Origin of the sequence: Streptomyces sp. NPDC052225, from assembly GCF_040679615.1 — a bacterium.
Classification (GTDB): domain Bacteria; phylum Actinomycetota; class Actinomycetes; order Streptomycetales; family Streptomycetaceae; genus Streptomyces.
Genome location: NZ_JBFAVD010000006.1, coordinates 78,267 through 93,341, shown reverse-complemented (window position 1 = coordinate 93,341; position 15,075 = coordinate 78,267). Strand labels below are relative to the sequence as shown.

Sequence of the window (15,075 nt, the reverse complement as noted above, 5' to 3'; positions counted from 1 at the left end):
TCACGCCTTGATCAGACCGGCGCCGCGCAGGGCGTCGGCAGCGGTGGCGACGGCGTCGAAGGCGAGCCCGGACCGCTCGGCGACGTCGAGCAGACTGTGCGTACCGTCCGAGAGGTTGAGCACCCAGAGCATGGCCAGCTGGGCCTGCTTGGTGTCGCTGCGGCCGCCGAGGGCGTCGTACAGGCCGCGCCGGCCCAACTGCGGCTCCCCGTAAGGGCTGAGGTTGAGGTAGGTCCGGTTGCGGTCGAGGACGGCGAACGCCTCGCGGCAGACGGCGAGGGTGTCCGCCATCGCCTCCGGGGACACGAACTCCGGGTTGTCCGCGGAGGTGTGGTACTCCGGGTAGCCGGCGTACGGGGTCCGGGTGAGCGAGCCGACGCCCAGGTCGAACCCGGGCGAGCAGTACTGCCGCTCGTCGTAGCCGTACGGCGTGAACTCCTTTGTCTCGTGCGGCCGTTCGGAGGCGGTGAGCACGTGCCGCATCACCCGGTCGATCTCCGCGTCGCCGCGCCTGCTCTGTTTGTACGTCAGCTGCCCGCGGTCCCCCGCGCAGGCGAGGACCACGCCGTGCTTGACCCGCTCCACCCGCTCCTTGTTGCGGGCGAGCCAGGTGATCGCGCCGATGGTGCCGGGCGCGTAGATGAACCGGTAGGTGTGGTACGGGTTCTGCTCGGCCAGCGTCCGGGCCAGGAACGTGGCGACGGCGATGCCGGCCAGGTTGTCGTTGGCCAGCGACGGGTGGCAGGTGTGGCAGGAGACGATCACCTCGTCGGGCACCTGGCCGGGGACCACGTGCTCGGCGTAGGTGAGGTGGCCGTCTGCGAGGGTGGAGTCGATGCGGACCTCGTAGTCGCCGTCCGGGAGCGCGTCCAGGGTGTTCTGGCTGAGGCAGAACCCCCACTCCGGCTTGTAGTAACTGGTGCGGTACGGCACCAGGTCGGGCTGCTCGGGCAGCGTGTGCAGGTGCGCGCGCAGCTCGGACAGGGGCATCGTCCGGGACACGGGCACGCTGTAGCCGAGCACGTGGAGGCTGGACGCGGCGAAGTCGACGACCCGGCGTCCTGTGGCGTCGGCGATGTACGCGTCCCGGATGTTCCACTCCTGCGGCACCGTCCAGTCCAGGACCTGCGTCCCGGTCGGCACCTCGTGCACCTGGAGCGGGAGGTACTCACCGACGATGTCCAGCGTGGCGCGCACGCCGTCGCCGGTGATGCTCCGGCAGAGCGGGTAGAGCCGCTCCACCAGGGCGTGCATCTCCTCGCCCGTCGTGGTCATCCGCGCCACCGCAGGGTGTCGTCGACCGTGCCGGCCTCGCTCGCCGAGCGCAGCACGGCGAGCCGGGTGAAGCGCCGCTCGAAGTCCTCCTTGGTCAGGCCGAACTTCCGGTAGGCGTCGGCGAGTTCGAGCGCTCCCTGCTTGACGGTCCACTCGCAGTCGAAGCCGGGGATCGCGTCGCGGAAGCGGGAGAAGTCGACGCGGTACGAGCGCGGGTCGGCGCCGTTCTCGCCGGTGATGCGCACCTTCGCGCCGGACACGGCTTCGGCGACCTGCTCGGCGATCTCGGCGACGGTGACGTTGTTGGTCTCGCTGCCGATGTTGAACGCCCTGTCGTGCACGGCCTCTTGAGGGGCCGTCAGGGCCGCGGTGAAGGCGCGGGCGATGTCGGCGGCGTGCACCAGGGGGCGCCAGGGCGTGCCGTCGGAGAGGACGAGGACCTCGCCGGAGAGCAGTGCGTGGCCGACCAGGTTGTTGAGGACGATGTCGGCGCGCAGCCGGGGCGAGTAGCCGAACGCGGTGGCGTTGCGCATGAACACCGGGGTGAAGTCGCTGTCGGCGAGCACGTGCAGGTCGTCCTCGACGCGCACCTTGGACTCGGCGTACGGGGTGACGGGGCGCAGCGGGGCGTCTTCGGTGACGAGGTCGTCGCCGCCGGAGGCGCCGTAGACCGAGCAGGTGGACGCGTACAGGAAGCGCCGCACCCCGGCGTCGCGGGCGAGCCGGGCAAGGCGGACGGAGGCGTGGTGGTTGATGTCGTAGGTGAGTTCGGGGGCCAGTGAGCCCAGGGGGTCGTTGGAGAGCGCGGCGAGATGGATCACCGCGTCGACGCCTGCCACGTGGTCGGCCGTGACGTCGCGCAGGTCGACGCGGTGGCCCGACGGGTCGGCGGGCGGTTCGCCGAGGACGCAGTCGGCGAACAGGCCGGAGTCGAGGCCGACGACCTCGTGTCCGGCGGCGGCCAGGACGGGGGCCATCACGGTGCCCAGGTAGCCCTGATGTCCGGTCAGTAGTACGCGCACGGGTCAATCCCCCAGGTCGAGCGTGAGTTTGGTGACGGCGAACGCCTCGGCGTAGCGCTGGTGGCATTCGATGCCGCGGATCCGGGCGAGGCCGAGGAAGGCCTCGCGGTCGTACCACGGGCGGTGGCGCTGCGAGGCGTAGTGCTCCTGCAGCAGCCGGACCTTCTGTTCGGCGGTCTCCACCGAGAGCGGCTGATAGGCCGCCATCCGGCCGAGGTCGCCGTCCCACTTGACGATCTCGTAGCCGAGCACGAGGTGGTCGCGGAAGGCCGTGGGGATCAACTGCGCCAGGCCGCGGTGGTCCTGGTGCGCGTCGTCGGTGCGCGGCGCGAGGACGAGGTCCGGGTCGCTCTGTGCGCGCAGTTCCTCCACGGCGGCCTTGGCCTCCTCCCACTGGGCGGGCAGCCGGCCGTCGTCCAACTTCAGGACGGTCAGGCGCAGGTCGGCGCCCGGGCAGAACGCGGCGAGCGCGGCCTGCTCCTCCTGTTCGCGTTCGGTGCCGCCGCCGGACAGCACCAGGGCGTCGACGCGCAGGCCGGGCCGCGCCCGGCACAGCGTCAGGAGCGTGCCGCCGGCGCCGATGGCGATGTCGTCGCAGTGCGCGCCGACGGCGACGATCCGCTCCAGGGGCCCCGCACCGAGACGGATCACGCGCTCACCCCTGCGGTGTCGTGCTCCCACACGGCCCACGGGCGGTCGCCGCGGGCGTAGGCGGCGTCGAGGGCGGCGCGTTCCTTGACGGTGTCGGTCGGCTTCCAGAAGCCGCGGTGCTGGTGCGCGACCAGGCGGCCCTCCTTGGCGAGGCCCGCGCAGCCGTCGGCGACGAGGTCCCCGCCCTCGGGTATGTGGTCGAAGACCTCCTGGCGGAGCACGAAGTAGCCGCCGTTCTCCCACAGCGGCAGTTCGCTCACCGCCGTGATGCCGCCGACGAGACCGTCCTCGCCGAGGTCGACGCAGTGGAACGAGGACTGCGGCGGCACGACCGTCATCGACGCGCCGGCGTCGCGCTTCGCGAACTTGTCGATCATCTCGGGCAGCGGGGCGTCGGTGAGGACGTCGGCGTAGTTGGCGAGGAACATCTCGTCGCCTTCGAGGTGGTGGCGGACCCGGCGCAGCCGCTCGCCGATCGGGGACTCGACGCCGGTCTGCGCGAACGTGATCGTCCAGTCGGAGATGTCCGTGGACAGGAGTTCGGTCTGCCCGCGCCGCAGCACGAAGTCGTTGGACGTCGTCTCCTCGTAGTTGAGGAAGAAGTCCTTGATGTGGTGCGCGCCGTAGCCGAGGCAGAGGATGAACTCCTTGTGCCCGAAGTGCGCGTAGTAGCGCATGACGTGCCAGATCAGCGGGCGGGGGCCGACCATCGCCATGGGCTTGGGCACGTCGTCGGCGGCCCCGCTGCGCATGCGCATCCCGTAACCGCCGCAGAACAGGACGACCTTCATCGCGTGACCTCGACAATGCTCAGTTCCGGGATGGGGAAGACCAGGCGGCCGCCCCACTCGTGCACGTACGCCAGTTGCTCGACGAGTTCCTCGCGCAGGTTCCACGGCAGGACGAGGACGTAGTCGGGTTTGTCGTCGGCGATCCGCTCGGGCGGCAGGATCGGGATGCGGGTGCCCGGGGTGTACCTGCCGTGCTTGTACGGGTTGCGGTCGACCGTGTAGGCGAGCAGGTCGGGCCGGATGCCGCAGTGGTTGAGCAGGGTGTTGCCCTTGCCGGGGGCGCCGTAGCCGACGACCGTCTTCCCCTGCTCGGCCGCCTCGATGAGGAACTTCAGCAGGTCGCGGCGGACCTTGGCGACGCGGGCGGCGAACTCCGCGTACCCGGACAGCTCCTGGAGACCTGCCGCCTTCTCGCGGGCCAGCACATCGGTGACCCGCTGCGACGGCTCGCCGGCCACCTCCTGCGGCCGGGCCCACAGCCGGATCGAGCCGCCGTGCGTGGGCAGCAACTCGACGTCCACGAGGGCGAGTCCGCCGCTGGCGAGCGCCCGGATCGCGGAGGCGACCGTGTAGTACTGGAAGTGCTCGTGGTAGATCGTGTCGTACTGGTTCTCCTCGATCAGGGTCAGCAGGTGCTGCACCTCGACGGAGACCCAGCCGTCGTCGGCGACGAGGGCGCGCAGGCCCTGGGTGAAGCCGACGACGTCGGGGATGTGCGCGTACACGTTGTTGGCGACGACCAGGTCCGCCGGGCCGTGCTCGGCGCGGACGGCCGCGCCGGTCTCCGGGCTGAGGAAGGCGGTGAGGGTCGGCACCCCTGCCTCGCGCGCCGCGGCGCCCACGTTCACCGACGGCTCGACGCCGAGGCAGCGGATCCCCCGGTCCACCACGTGCTTGAGCAGATAGCCGTCGTTGCTGGCGACCTCGACGACGAAGGCGTCGGCGCCCAGACCGGCCTTGTCGACCGCGCCCTCGACGAAGGTGCGCGCGTGCTCCACCCAGGAGGTGGAGAAGGAGGAGAAGTACGCGTACTCGCTGAACGTCTCCTCAGGCGTGATCAGCGGCGGGATCTGCGCCAGCCAGCAGTCGGTGCAGACCCGCAGGTGGAGCGGGAACGCCGGTTCCGGCTTGTCCAGTTGGTCGGCGGCGAGAAAGCTCTCGCACGGTGGTGTGGCGCCGAGGTCGACGACGCTCGCCGTCGCCTCCGAGCCGCACAGTCGGCATCGTGTCATCTACTGTCCCCATCCCCCCTGCTCGCGCGGGTCTCCCCGCGACGAGTCAGTACTGACCGACCCGCGATCGCGGTGCGGTACTCCTCCAGCAGGCGCTCCAGACCGACGGCGGGGCTGAAGCCCCGCTCGTACCGGTCCCTGGCCGCCCGGCCCATCTCCCGGCCCAGGGCCGGTCCTTCCGCGATCCGGCGGATGCCGGCCGCGAGCGAGGACGCGTCGCCGGGCTGGTGCAGCAGCCCGGTCCTGCCGTCCTCGACGAGTTCGACGAAGGCGCCGTGGCCGGCGGCGACCACCGGAACGCCGGCCGCCATCGCCTCCACGACCACCAGGCCGAACGCCTCCAGCCAGGTCGAGGGAGCGACGACGGCGACCGACCGGGCGATCGCCCGCCGGCACTGCTCGGTGTCGTAGAGGCCGACACAGCGCACGTCGTCGCGGCCCGCCGCCCAGGCGGTCACCTCGTCCTCCAGCGGTCCCGCCCCTGCGATGACGAGCGGCACGCCCACCCCGCCGCCCGCGGCGAGCTCGTCCCACGCGGTCATCAGCAGCCGTACGCCCTTGGCCTCGGCGAGCCGGCCGAGGTAGAGCACGTGCTCGCCCTCGCCGGTCCGCTCGATCCCCGGCTCGGGCACGAAGTTGTGCTTCACCGCGAGACGTTCGGCCGGCATCCCGGCGGCCACGAGGACGTCGCGCTGGGCCGCGGAGATGCACAGGAACCGCTCGACGCCCGTCCACCAGCGCCGCCGGTTGGCCGCGAGGCTGACCGCGAGCGGCACCGTCGCGAGCCGGGACCCGCGGTAGCAGCCGTGCCGCACTGCGGGCAGCGGCGACGAGCCGACGCACTCGGTGCACGGCTTCCCGTCGCGTTGCAGCGTGCCGGGCGGGCAGATCTGCGTGTAGTTGTGCAGCGTGGCGACGGCGGGCACCCCGGCGTCGGCGCACGCGGCGAGGACCGCGGGCGACAGGAGCGGGAAGACGTTGTGGACGTGCACGACGTCGGGCCGCTCGGCGCGCAGCCGGGCCGCGAGTTCCTTGCGCACGGCCGGGTTCCACGGCACGAGCAGCGGCAGCGCGGCCTTGCCCGGCAGGGAGCGGGCGGCGATGTCGTCACTGCGCCGCTCGAACAGCTCGACCCGGTGGCCGCCCGAGCGCAGTAGCTCCACCTCCTGGTCGACGACCTTGTTCTCGCCGCTCGGCTGGGCCGACGCGTAGCGGTTGTGCACCACGAGGACGTGCATGCTCAGGTCACCTCCCGGTCCCGGGCCCAGCGCGGCACAGGTCGTTTCTCGGCTACGGGTACGGACCGGCGCGGCGGCGCGAGCGCCTGGGCCGGCGCCGCCAGCAGCGAGGCGGCAAGCGCCAGATGGAGCAGATAGGGCGAGGCGTCGCCGAGCCCCGCCTCGGTGTAGGAGGCGATCGCGCAGTAGCTGATCAGGAAGATCGCGCAGGCCCGCTGGAGCGACGGCGGCCGCAGCAGGGCGACGCCGCCGAGGACGAGGAGGATCGCCGCCACGAGGGACACGCCCATCAGACCCTGCTCGTGGTAGACGGCCAGCCAGCTGTTGTCGATCGGCAGGCCGCCGAAGGACTTGTCGCCCAGGCCCGTGCCGAACGCCATGTCGGCGGTCGAGCGGGGCGCCGCGAGGAGCGCGTCCCACACCTTGGCCCGGCCGGTGAGGTTGGAGAAGTTCTCCTGGGTCTGCCCGCGCAGGAACCACGCCTGGAGCATGGAGGCGAACCCCACCGCCGCGACCACGACGATCACCACGGCCCAGGTGAAGAACCGCCGGGCGGCCGCGCTGGTGAGCAGCAGTGAGCAGATCGCCAGCGCGAGGCCGATGATCAGGCCGAGCGTGGCCGTACGGGTATGCGTCAGCGCGAGCAGCACCAGGGACGGCACGATGACCACGGCGGCGCTGGTCCGGTCGGTCCTGCGGCCGAGCAGGAGCAGCACGGTGAGGCCGATGATCACCGCGGCGTACTGCCCGATCTGCGGCGGGGTGAGCGGCCACAGCGCGCCGACGAGCCGGCCTCCGTACAGCTCGGGCAGGGCGGCGCCGGGCGAGATGACCAGCCCGGCGGCGACCGAGCCGAGCACCGCGAAGTACATCCGGATGTGGTGCCGTACGAAGCCCAGGCCGCCGTCCCACCAGCGGCTGAGCAGCCAGAGCGTGGCGACGAAGAGCGCGAAGCGGAAGCAGCGGAACAGCGCGCCGAACCCGGACTCCAGATCCGCGCTCGCCACGATGCTCGGCACGAGGAGCAGGGTGAGCAGGAAGACGTACGCGCTGGGGCGCACGCGCAGCCGCAGGTTGACGGCGAGCGCCAGCGTGAACGCGGCGACCAGCGCGCCCATCGTGACCATCTGGATGAGGGAGCGGGGCAGCGGCACGATGGTCTTCGCGCCGGCGGAGCCGAGCGTGTTGAGGATGAGGAGTCCCCACACCGTCCCGATGATCTTCGGGGTGGCGGTCTCCTGCCGCAGGTCTTCGCTCATCTCAACCACCGGCCCGTGCGCGGAAGGTGCTGCCCGCGTCCTGCCGGAAGGAGGTGCCCTGCCAGCGCTTGGCGGTGACGACCTGGCTGGTGTCCTGGGCGACGAACTTCCACGCGCCGACATAGGTGTTGTCGTGCCAGCGGTTGTGCTGCTCGCGGGTGATCGCCTTCGCCACCTTCTCGCCCTTGTACGGCGACCAGTCCGGGTAGGTGCCGAAGTTGGCGAGCACGGCCATGCGGTCGCACTTCTGAGTGCACTTGACGACGGACTTGTCGAGCACGAAGCGGTTGTCGTGGATGTCGACGCGCTGCGTCTTCCAGCGGCAGTCCTCGTACAGCGGCGGCTTGGCGATGGCGGGCTTCACGCACCGCTTGACGTTCTTGACCAGGAGCGTGCAGTCGCCGGACGAGGTGTTGGCCGGGGAGTTGCAGAACCGGTCGGCGTTCTCCCACAGGGTGATCCCGGACCAGTTGTTCTCCAGGACGTTCCGGTAGATCTCGATCTTGTCGGTGCGGGCCTTGACCCGGGGTTCGCCGCCGGACTCGGAGACGTAGAGGGTGGCGAACGGGAAGTTGTCGCCGTCCTTCGCCTGCCTGCGGCCGTCGACCCAGTTGTTGCGCCGGATCGTGTTGTCGCGGATCACCGCGTTGTAGCTGGTCTCGTAGATCAGCGCGGCGCCGTCGTTGGCCTCGATGACGTTCTTCTCGATGCGGAAGTCGTTGTTGTTGGTGTCCGCCCACAGGCCGGTGCCGCGGTTGTCGTGGACCCAGTTCCCGCGTACGTCCGCGCCGTTGACGGCCCAGAACTTCACGCCGCCGGTGCAGCCGCAGCCCTCGCGCTTGCGCTCCCAGTCGCCGGTGTTGTTGCCGACGATCTCGTTGCCCTCCAGGACGAGGCCGGTGAGGCGTCCGTTGCCCTTGTACGCGTTCATGCCGTACTGGCCGTTCTCGCGCAGGCAGCTGGCGCGGACCTGCTGGCGGGCGCCCGCCATGAGACCGGCGGCGGAGTTGTACTGGATCGTGGCGTGCTCGATCACCCAGCCGTCGGCGGAGTCGTGGTTGACCACGCCCTCGTCGTGCGGGGCGACGAAGTGCTGCACCGTCAGATAGCGGATCGTGACGTTCGGGGCGTCGCCAGCGAACGCGTACTGGTTCTTCCCCCCGCCGTCGAAGACCGCGCCGGGCGCACCGAGGTAGCGGTCGCCCTTCTTGGGGACGACCTGGGCGTAGCGGTCCGGTTCGAGCCGGTGCTTGCCGGGGGCGAGCCAGAAGGTGGTGTCCGGCGGGTTGGTCTTGGTCTTCGCGGCGAGGTCGCCGACGACCGAGGGGTCGACGGTGACCGCGCCGGCCGGGGCCTTCGCCGGTCCGGTCGCGGGCTCGGCGCAGATCCGGGCGACGGGCACGGGCGCCGGCGCGGCGGTCGTCGGCTCGGCGCTCGGCTTGGCTCCGGCGTCCGACGTGCTGCTGTCACAGCCGGTCGGCGCCAGCAGGACCAGCGCCAGCGTTGCCACCGCCGACGCCCACGGCCGCCTCTTCTTTCCCACGCGCTCCCCCTAGCCGTCGAACCTGAGCACGGTGGTGAAACCGTCCGTGCCGTCGGCGGTACGGGTACCGGTGCCGATCAGCGTCGTGGCGGGTTCCTTGCGCCCGAATCCGGCGGAGTACCAGCCGAGCGGCGGCTCGCTCTCCCCGCGGTGCGCCTGCCAGGTCAGCCCTTCGGGCAGGTCGAGCACGGCGGAGCGCTCCTCGCCGTCGCGGGTCCAGCTGAGCCGGGCCCGGCGTCCCGTCAGGTCCGCGGAGACCGCGGGACCGAGGTGGAACGCGAGGCGCACGGACCGCGCGGGACCACGCACCTCGTCGCTGACCGTCAACTCCCCGCTCTCCGCGTCGAGTTCGACCTGCCGCCGGTGTACGGACTCCTGGTAGCCGTCGTGCTCGGCGGTCCAGCGGGCGACCGCGCCGGTCGTGTCCGCGACCAGGACGCGGGTGCCGGCGTGCCGGGTCCACAGGAACGGGCCGCCGGACACGGACTGGTCGGAGCCGTCCAGCTGGAGCGTGTTGTGGCCGAGCGTCGAGCGGAAGTACTGCCGCCACGCGGGCTGCCCGTGGTAGCAGTACGTGCCCGGGTCGGCGAGCACGTCGACCCCGTCGTGCCTGACCTCGACGGACAGGGCGTCCGCGTGGGCGTGCGCGGCGATGGACAGGAAGCCGTGCGGGCCGCCGTCGCAGCGGCACCAGATCTCCTCGGGGCCGCGCAGGATGGTCAGCCCCGCGTCGGCGAAGTGGTCGGGGCGGCGCGCCGGGCGGGACGCGGACAGCGCGCCGGGCTTGATGAGCGCGGCGAGCAGCGGGGTGCGCACATCCGTGCCGGTCACCTCGGGCCACCAGTCGAGGCGACCGAACACCGCGTCGCCGGTGGCGAGGAGCGAGCCCCAGCGGTCGGTGCCCGCGCCGTCCACGACCAGGCCGTGGCCGTCGTCCGCGTCGCCCTGGCGCGGGGGCCGCAGCCGGTTGTCGACGACGGCGGCGAGGGCGTCGGTCATCCGCAGCAGGACGAGACGGACGGTCGCGGGGACCGGCACGTCGGAGGCGTCGGCCTCGGCGAGCGCGGCAAGGCCCAGTTCCAGGACGAGGCCGTGGTACTCGGAGGCCAGTTCGCGGTTGATGCCGGACAGGAAGGTGTTGGCGCGCAGGTTCCGCTCCAGAGAGCGCAGGGCCGCGGCCCGCCAGCGCGCGGACGCCGGGAACCAGTCGAAGGCGCAGGCGGCGGCGAGCTGCCCTGCCGCTTCGGCGATGACGTGGTTGTTCGCCGAGGAGCCCCGGCTGGGGAACGCGGCCAGCCAGCGCTGGTGGTGCCAGATCTGGTGCACCGCCACCGGGTTCTCCTCGAACAGCTCGGCCGCGCCCGGCCAGCCGTCGAGGAGCCGCCGGACCCACACCCAGGAGAGGAGCCGGATGCCCAGCTCGATGCCGCTGATCCAGTGCACCCCGCGCAGCGGCGGGTTGGCCGCCCACCAGGACCGCAGATGGTCGGCCACGCGCTCGGCGTACCGGTCGTCGCCGGTGACCGCGTAGGCGGCGGCCAGCACGGTCAGGTACTGGTGGCGGGAGAGCTCCCAGATCTGCTTGATGTCGCCGACGGCCTCCTCGTCGCGGTAGGGCACGCCGAAGGAGTAGCCGAACGGGGCCCGCCGGCCGGTCTTCGGGTCGTACCACCAGTCCGGGTCGACGAGGTCGTCGCGGACCATGCCGAAGAACTCGATGTGCCCGTACATCAGCCGGTCCGCCTCGGCGACGAGCCGCTTCGCGGCGTCCGGGGCGATCGCGGCGACCGTGCCCGCGGGCAGCACCGCGGTGAACCGGGCGTCGGTGACGGTGGGGCAGACCGGATGCGCCGTGCGCCAGCGCCGTCGGCGCACCGCGTCACCGGCCCGGCCGACGACCTCCTGCGGCCCCATCCGGGACAGCCGCCGGAGGTACCAGCCCGCGCTCATGGTCATCACGGCCTCGCCAACGTCACCGGGGCGCCGGCGGCGAGTCCGGTCTGCACGGCGAGGGTGGCCGCCGTCGTGGCGACCAGCGACTCCAGCGGTACGGGCATGGGTCCGCCGGTGCGGACGGCCTTGACGAACGCCGCGAGTTCGGCGTTCTGGCCCTTGTCGCGGGCCTTCGGCAGCTTCGAGCTGACCCACTTCTTGCGTCCGTACACCGAGGCGCGGACGAAGTCGTCGAGGCGCAGCGCCCGTCCGTCGGCGACCAGGTCGAGGGTCTCCTTGGGCAGGCTCGACGGGCCCGTGGTCAGGTAGCTGAGGGTGGCGGTGGAGCCGTCGGGGTAGCGCAGGACGACCTGGAGGTCCTCGTTGCCGTCGGGCGCGACCGCGTACACGGAGACCGGGTCGGCGTCGAGCAGCCAGCTCGCCGTGTCGATGAAGTGGCCGCCCTCGCCGGCGAACCGCGAGCCCTCGCTGCCGTGGCGCAGATACCAGCTGCCGTGCTGGAGCCGCCCCGCGTTGACGAGGTAGCGCAGGCTCGCCGGTCCCGTGCGGGCGCCGAACCGCTGCTTGGCCTCCTGGAGCAGTGGCGCGAAGCGGCGGTTGAAGCCGACTTGGAGGCGGTCGTTGCCGGATTCCTCCACGGCCGCGAGCACCCCGGCGAGGTCCTCCTCGGTGAGCGCGAGGGGCTTCTCCACGAAGACCGCCTTGCCGGCGAGCAGGGCCTTGCGGGTCAGGTCGGCGTGCGAGCTGTGCCGGGTGACGACGAACACCGCGTCGATCGACGTGTCGCCGAGGACGGCGTCGAGGTCGGTGGTGGCCTCGGCGAAGCCGAACTTCTGCTGTGCGTTGGCCGCGGACAGGGCCGTCGTGGTGACGACCGTGGCCAGCTCGACGCCCTCGCGTCCGGCCAGGTGCGGAAGGAGCATCGACGTCGCGTAGTTGCCCGCGCCGACGAACGCGAGGCGGACCGGCGTCCTCGCGGCGCGGGCCGGGCTCGGCGCGACGCGCGCGGCGGGCACCGTCACCGCCGGGGCGGGCACCGTCGCCGCCTCCTGCTCGGGGTAGCGGAACAGGACGGTCACGGCCTTCAACTCGCCGTCCTTCAGGCGCTGGTACGTCTCGACGGCCTCGTCGAAGGCGGCGGTGTGGGTGACCAGCGGCTCCACGTCGACGCGGCCACGGGCGACGAGGTCGAGGAAGCACGCCAGGTTGCGGCGCTCGGTCCAGCGCACGTAGCCGATGGGGTAGTCCCGCCCCTCCAGCTCGTACTCCGGGTCGTAGCGGCCGGGGCCGTAGGACCGCGAGAACCGGACGTCGAGCTCCTTCTCGTAGTACGCGTTCCACGGAAGGTCCAGGCGGCACTTGCCGATGTCGACGACCCGGCCGCGGTCGCGGCTCAACTGCGCGGCCAGCTCGACGGGTTGGTTGCTGCCGCCGCCGGCGGCCAGGTACACCTGGTCGACGCCGTACCCGTCGGTGAGGTCGGCGACGGCGTTCTCCACGGCCGCGGAGCCGGGGTCGCCGCAGGCCACGGCGCCGAGGCTCTCGGCCAGTTCGCAGCGCGCCGGGTCCGGGTCGGCGCCGACGACGCGTACGCCCGACGCGGTGAGCAACTGCACGACCAGCTGCCCGATCAGGCCGAGGCCGATGACCAGGGCGCTCTCGCCGAGCTGCGGTTCGCCCTGGCGCACGCCCTGCAACGCGATCGAGCCGACGGTGCCGAAGGCGGCGTGGCGGGCGGCGAGGCCGTCGGGCACCCGGGCGTAGAGGTTCTTCGGCACCCAGTTCAGCTCGGCGTGCAGGGCGTGTTCGTTGCCCGCGCAGGAGACGAGGTCGCCGACCTTCACGTCGTCGACGCCTGCGCCGACCTCCTCGACCACGCCGCACAGCGAGTAGCCGAGCGGGGTGTAGGAGTCCAGCTTGCCCATGACCTTGCGGTAGGTCGCGGGTACGCCGTTCGTGGCGACGCTCTGCATCACCTTGGCGACCTGGTCGGGGCGCGAACGGGCCTTGCCGACCATCGACATGCCGGCCTCGGAGACCTTCATCAGCTCGGTCCCGGTGGAGATCAGCGAGTAGGCGGTGCGCACCAGCACGCCGCCCGGCTTGCACCCCGGCACCGGGACGTCGAGCAGCGCCAGCTCGCCGCTCTTGTAGTTCTGCACAACCTGTTTCACCGGAAGTCCCCTTGCTTCTTTGCCGTCGTGGACCCGGAGGTCGCGTCGCGGTACCAGTACTCGAGGGTCAGCACATGCCACAGATGCTTGGAGAAGTCCCGCTGTCCCGCGGCGTCCTCGGCGACCATCCGCCGCAGCGCGTCGCGCCGCAGGAATCCGTCGCGTACGAGCAGGCCGTCGTTGACCACCTCGCGCACCAGCGGTGCCAGGTCCCGGCTCATCCAGGCCCGCAGCGGGGCGCTGAACAGGCCCTTGGGCCGGTAGACGATCTCCCTGGGCAGGATGGAGGTGGCCGCCTCCTTGAGGGCGGCCTTGCCCTGCCGTCCGACGATCTTGCGGTCGCCGGGCACGGTGAACGCCGCCTTCACCACCTCGACGTCCACGTACGGCACGCGCACCTCGGTGGAGGCCGCCATGCTGGAGCGGTCGGTGTACGCGAGGTTCAGGCCCGGCAGGAACATCCGGGCGTCGGCCAGGCACATGCGGTTGACGAAGTCGTCGAGGTCGTTGTCCGCGTAGACGTCCGCGTGCTCGGTCAGCACGTCGTCGACCGTGCCGGCCAGGTCCGGGTTGACGAGGTCGAGCAACTCGCCCTGGTCGTACATGGTGTAGCTGCGCCGGAACGCGGTCTCCTCCGGCAGGTCGGCGAAGGAGAGGAACCGCTTCGCGAAGCGGACCGACCGGTAGCCGCGGCGGCTCGTCGCGACCGGCAGCCGGTCCACGGCCGCCGACAGGCCGCGCCGCAGGGGCCGCGGGACCCGCTGGTAGCGCAGCGCGAGCAGGTTCGCGAAGTGCTTGCGGTATCCGGCGAACAGCTCGTCGGCGCCCATGCCCGAGAGCATCACCTTGACCCCGGCCTCGCGGGCGGCCGAGCAGATCAGGAAGGTGTTGATCGCGGCGGGGTCGCCGATCGGCTCGTCCAGGTGGTGCGTCATCCGCGGCAGCAGGTCGAGCACGTCCGGGGCGATCTCGATCTCGTGCAGGTCGACGCCGAACCGCTGGGCGACCTGGCGGGCGTAGCGCAGGTCGTCCGGCATCGCCTCGAACTTGGCGTCCTCGGCGCGGAATCCGATGGTGTACGCGGAGATGCCCGGCTGGTGGCGGGCGGCGAGCGCGGTCAGCCAGCTGGAGTCCAGGCCGCCGGAGAGGAAGGTCGCCACGGGCACGTCGGAGAGCAGATGGCGCCGGGTCGACTCCTCGACGATCGCGGCGAGGTCCGGGCGCTCCCCCGCCCGGGCCCGGGCCCGGCCCTCGGCGGCGACGTCCTTCAGGTTCCAGTAACGGCCGCGCTCCACCCGGCCGTCGGGCCGGCAGCGCAGCCAGCTCCCCGGCGGCAGCTTCTCCGCCTCGCGGTACGCGCACCGCGAGTCCGGCACCCAGTAGTAGAGGAGGGAGGCGACCAGGGCCGCCGGGTCGACGTCGAGGGTGCCGCCGGTCGCGGCGGCGAGCGCCTTGAGCTCGGAGGCGAAGACGAGACCGTCGCCGCGGCGCAGCAGGAACAGCGGCTTGATGCCCAACTGGTCGCGGACCAGGACCAGTTCGCCGGTGCGCTCGTCGAAGATCCCGAACGCGAACATGCCGCGCAGCCGAGGCAGGCAGTCCGTGCCCCAGCACCGCCAGGCCTCCAGGATCACCTCGGTGTCGGAGGTGCCGCGGAAGCGGACGCCGGTGGCGGCGAGTTCGGCGCGCAGCTCGGGCGCGTTGTACAGCTCGCCGTTGTAGGTGAGCGCGAGGCCGTCCTTGACCATGGGCTGGGCCCCGGTCTCGGACAGGTCGATGATGGACAGCCTGCGGTGTCCGAGCTGCACCTCGCCGTCGCCGGCGGGGTGGCCGTAGCGGCCCGCCGCGTCCGGGCCGCGGTGGGCGAGGGTGTCGGTGAGCCGGTCGGTGACGGCCTTCCCGTCGGGCCAGCGGTACGTCCCTGCGATGCCACACAT

At 72.0% G+C, this 15,075-nt stretch carries 11 protein-coding genes; all 11 read right to left on the bottom strand.

What is annotated here, in order from left to right; all coding sequences use genetic code 11:
* The 11 genes from AB0L37_RS11460 to asnB are packed head-to-tail and all read right to left on the bottom strand — an operon-like array spanning nt 1 to nt 15,075.
* Nucleotides 1–1,284 (bottom strand): DUF4910 domain-containing protein, encoded by a 1,284-nt coding sequence (locus AB0L37_RS11460; protein ID WP_365502939.1) that lies wholly within the window; start codon nt 1,282–1,284, stop codon nt 1–3.
* Nucleotides 1,272–2,297, bottom strand: coding sequence for an SDR family oxidoreductase (locus AB0L37_RS11455; protein WP_365502936.1), 1,026 nt, complete (start codon nt 2,295–2,297; stop codon nt 1,272–1,274). The genes AB0L37_RS11460 and AB0L37_RS11455 overlap by 13 nt, the downstream gene beginning before the upstream one ends.
* Before the next feature lie 3 nt (nt 2,298–2,300).
* Nucleotides 2,301–2,948, bottom strand: a complete 648-nt coding sequence (locus AB0L37_RS11450; RefSeq protein WP_365502933.1) for a PIG-L deacetylase family protein — start codon at nt 2,946–2,948, stop codon at nt 2,301–2,303.
* Nucleotides 2,945–3,739, bottom strand: coding sequence for a glucose-1-phosphate cytidylyltransferase (locus AB0L37_RS11445; protein ID WP_365502930.1), 795 nt, complete (start codon nt 3,737–3,739; stop codon nt 2,945–2,947). Before AB0L37_RS11445 ends, AB0L37_RS11450 begins: the two co-directional genes overlap by 4 nt.
* Entirely contained in the window at nt 3,736–4,971 is a 1,236-nt protein-coding gene (locus tag AB0L37_RS11440) for a class I SAM-dependent methyltransferase (RefSeq protein WP_365502927.1), read from the bottom strand. The genes AB0L37_RS11445 and AB0L37_RS11440 overlap by 4 nt, the downstream gene beginning before the upstream one ends.
* The gene (locus AB0L37_RS11435; protein ID WP_365502924.1) at nt 4,968–6,209 is read right to left on the bottom strand and encodes a glycosyltransferase; all 1,242 of its coding nucleotides are present in this window, start codon (nt 6,207–6,209) and stop codon (nt 4,968–4,970) included. The genes AB0L37_RS11440 and AB0L37_RS11435 overlap by 4 nt, the downstream gene beginning before the upstream one ends.
* 2 nt (nt 6,210–6,211) lie before the next feature.
* A complete protein-coding gene (locus AB0L37_RS11430; RefSeq protein WP_365502921.1) occupies nt 6,212–7,468 on the bottom strand; it encodes an O-antigen ligase domain-containing protein in 1,257 nt (418 codons plus the stop codon).
* A 1-nt stretch (nt 7,469) separates the two neighbouring features.
* Nucleotides 7,470–9,011, bottom strand: a complete 1,542-nt coding sequence (locus AB0L37_RS11425; RefSeq protein ID WP_365502918.1) for a right-handed parallel beta-helix repeat-containing protein — start codon at nt 9,009–9,011, stop codon at nt 7,470–7,472.
* A 9-nt stretch (nt 9,012–9,020) separates the two neighbouring features.
* Nucleotides 9,021–10,967 carry an alginate lyase family protein gene (locus tag AB0L37_RS11420; protein WP_365502915.1) on the bottom strand — a complete coding sequence of 649 codons (1,947 nt, stop codon included), beginning with the start codon at nt 10,965–10,967 and terminating at the stop codon, nt 9,021–9,023.
* Nucleotides 10,967–13,138, bottom strand: coding sequence for a bi-domain-containing oxidoreductase (locus tag AB0L37_RS11415; protein ID WP_365502912.1), 2,172 nt, complete (start codon nt 13,136–13,138; stop codon nt 10,967–10,969). The genes AB0L37_RS11420 and AB0L37_RS11415 overlap by 1 nt, the downstream gene beginning before the upstream one ends.
* A complete protein-coding gene (asnB, locus tag AB0L37_RS11410) occupies nt 13,135–15,075 on the bottom strand; it encodes an asparagine synthase (glutamine-hydrolyzing) (protein ID WP_365502909.1) in 1,941 nt (646 codons plus the stop codon). Before asnB ends, AB0L37_RS11415 begins: the two co-directional genes overlap by 4 nt.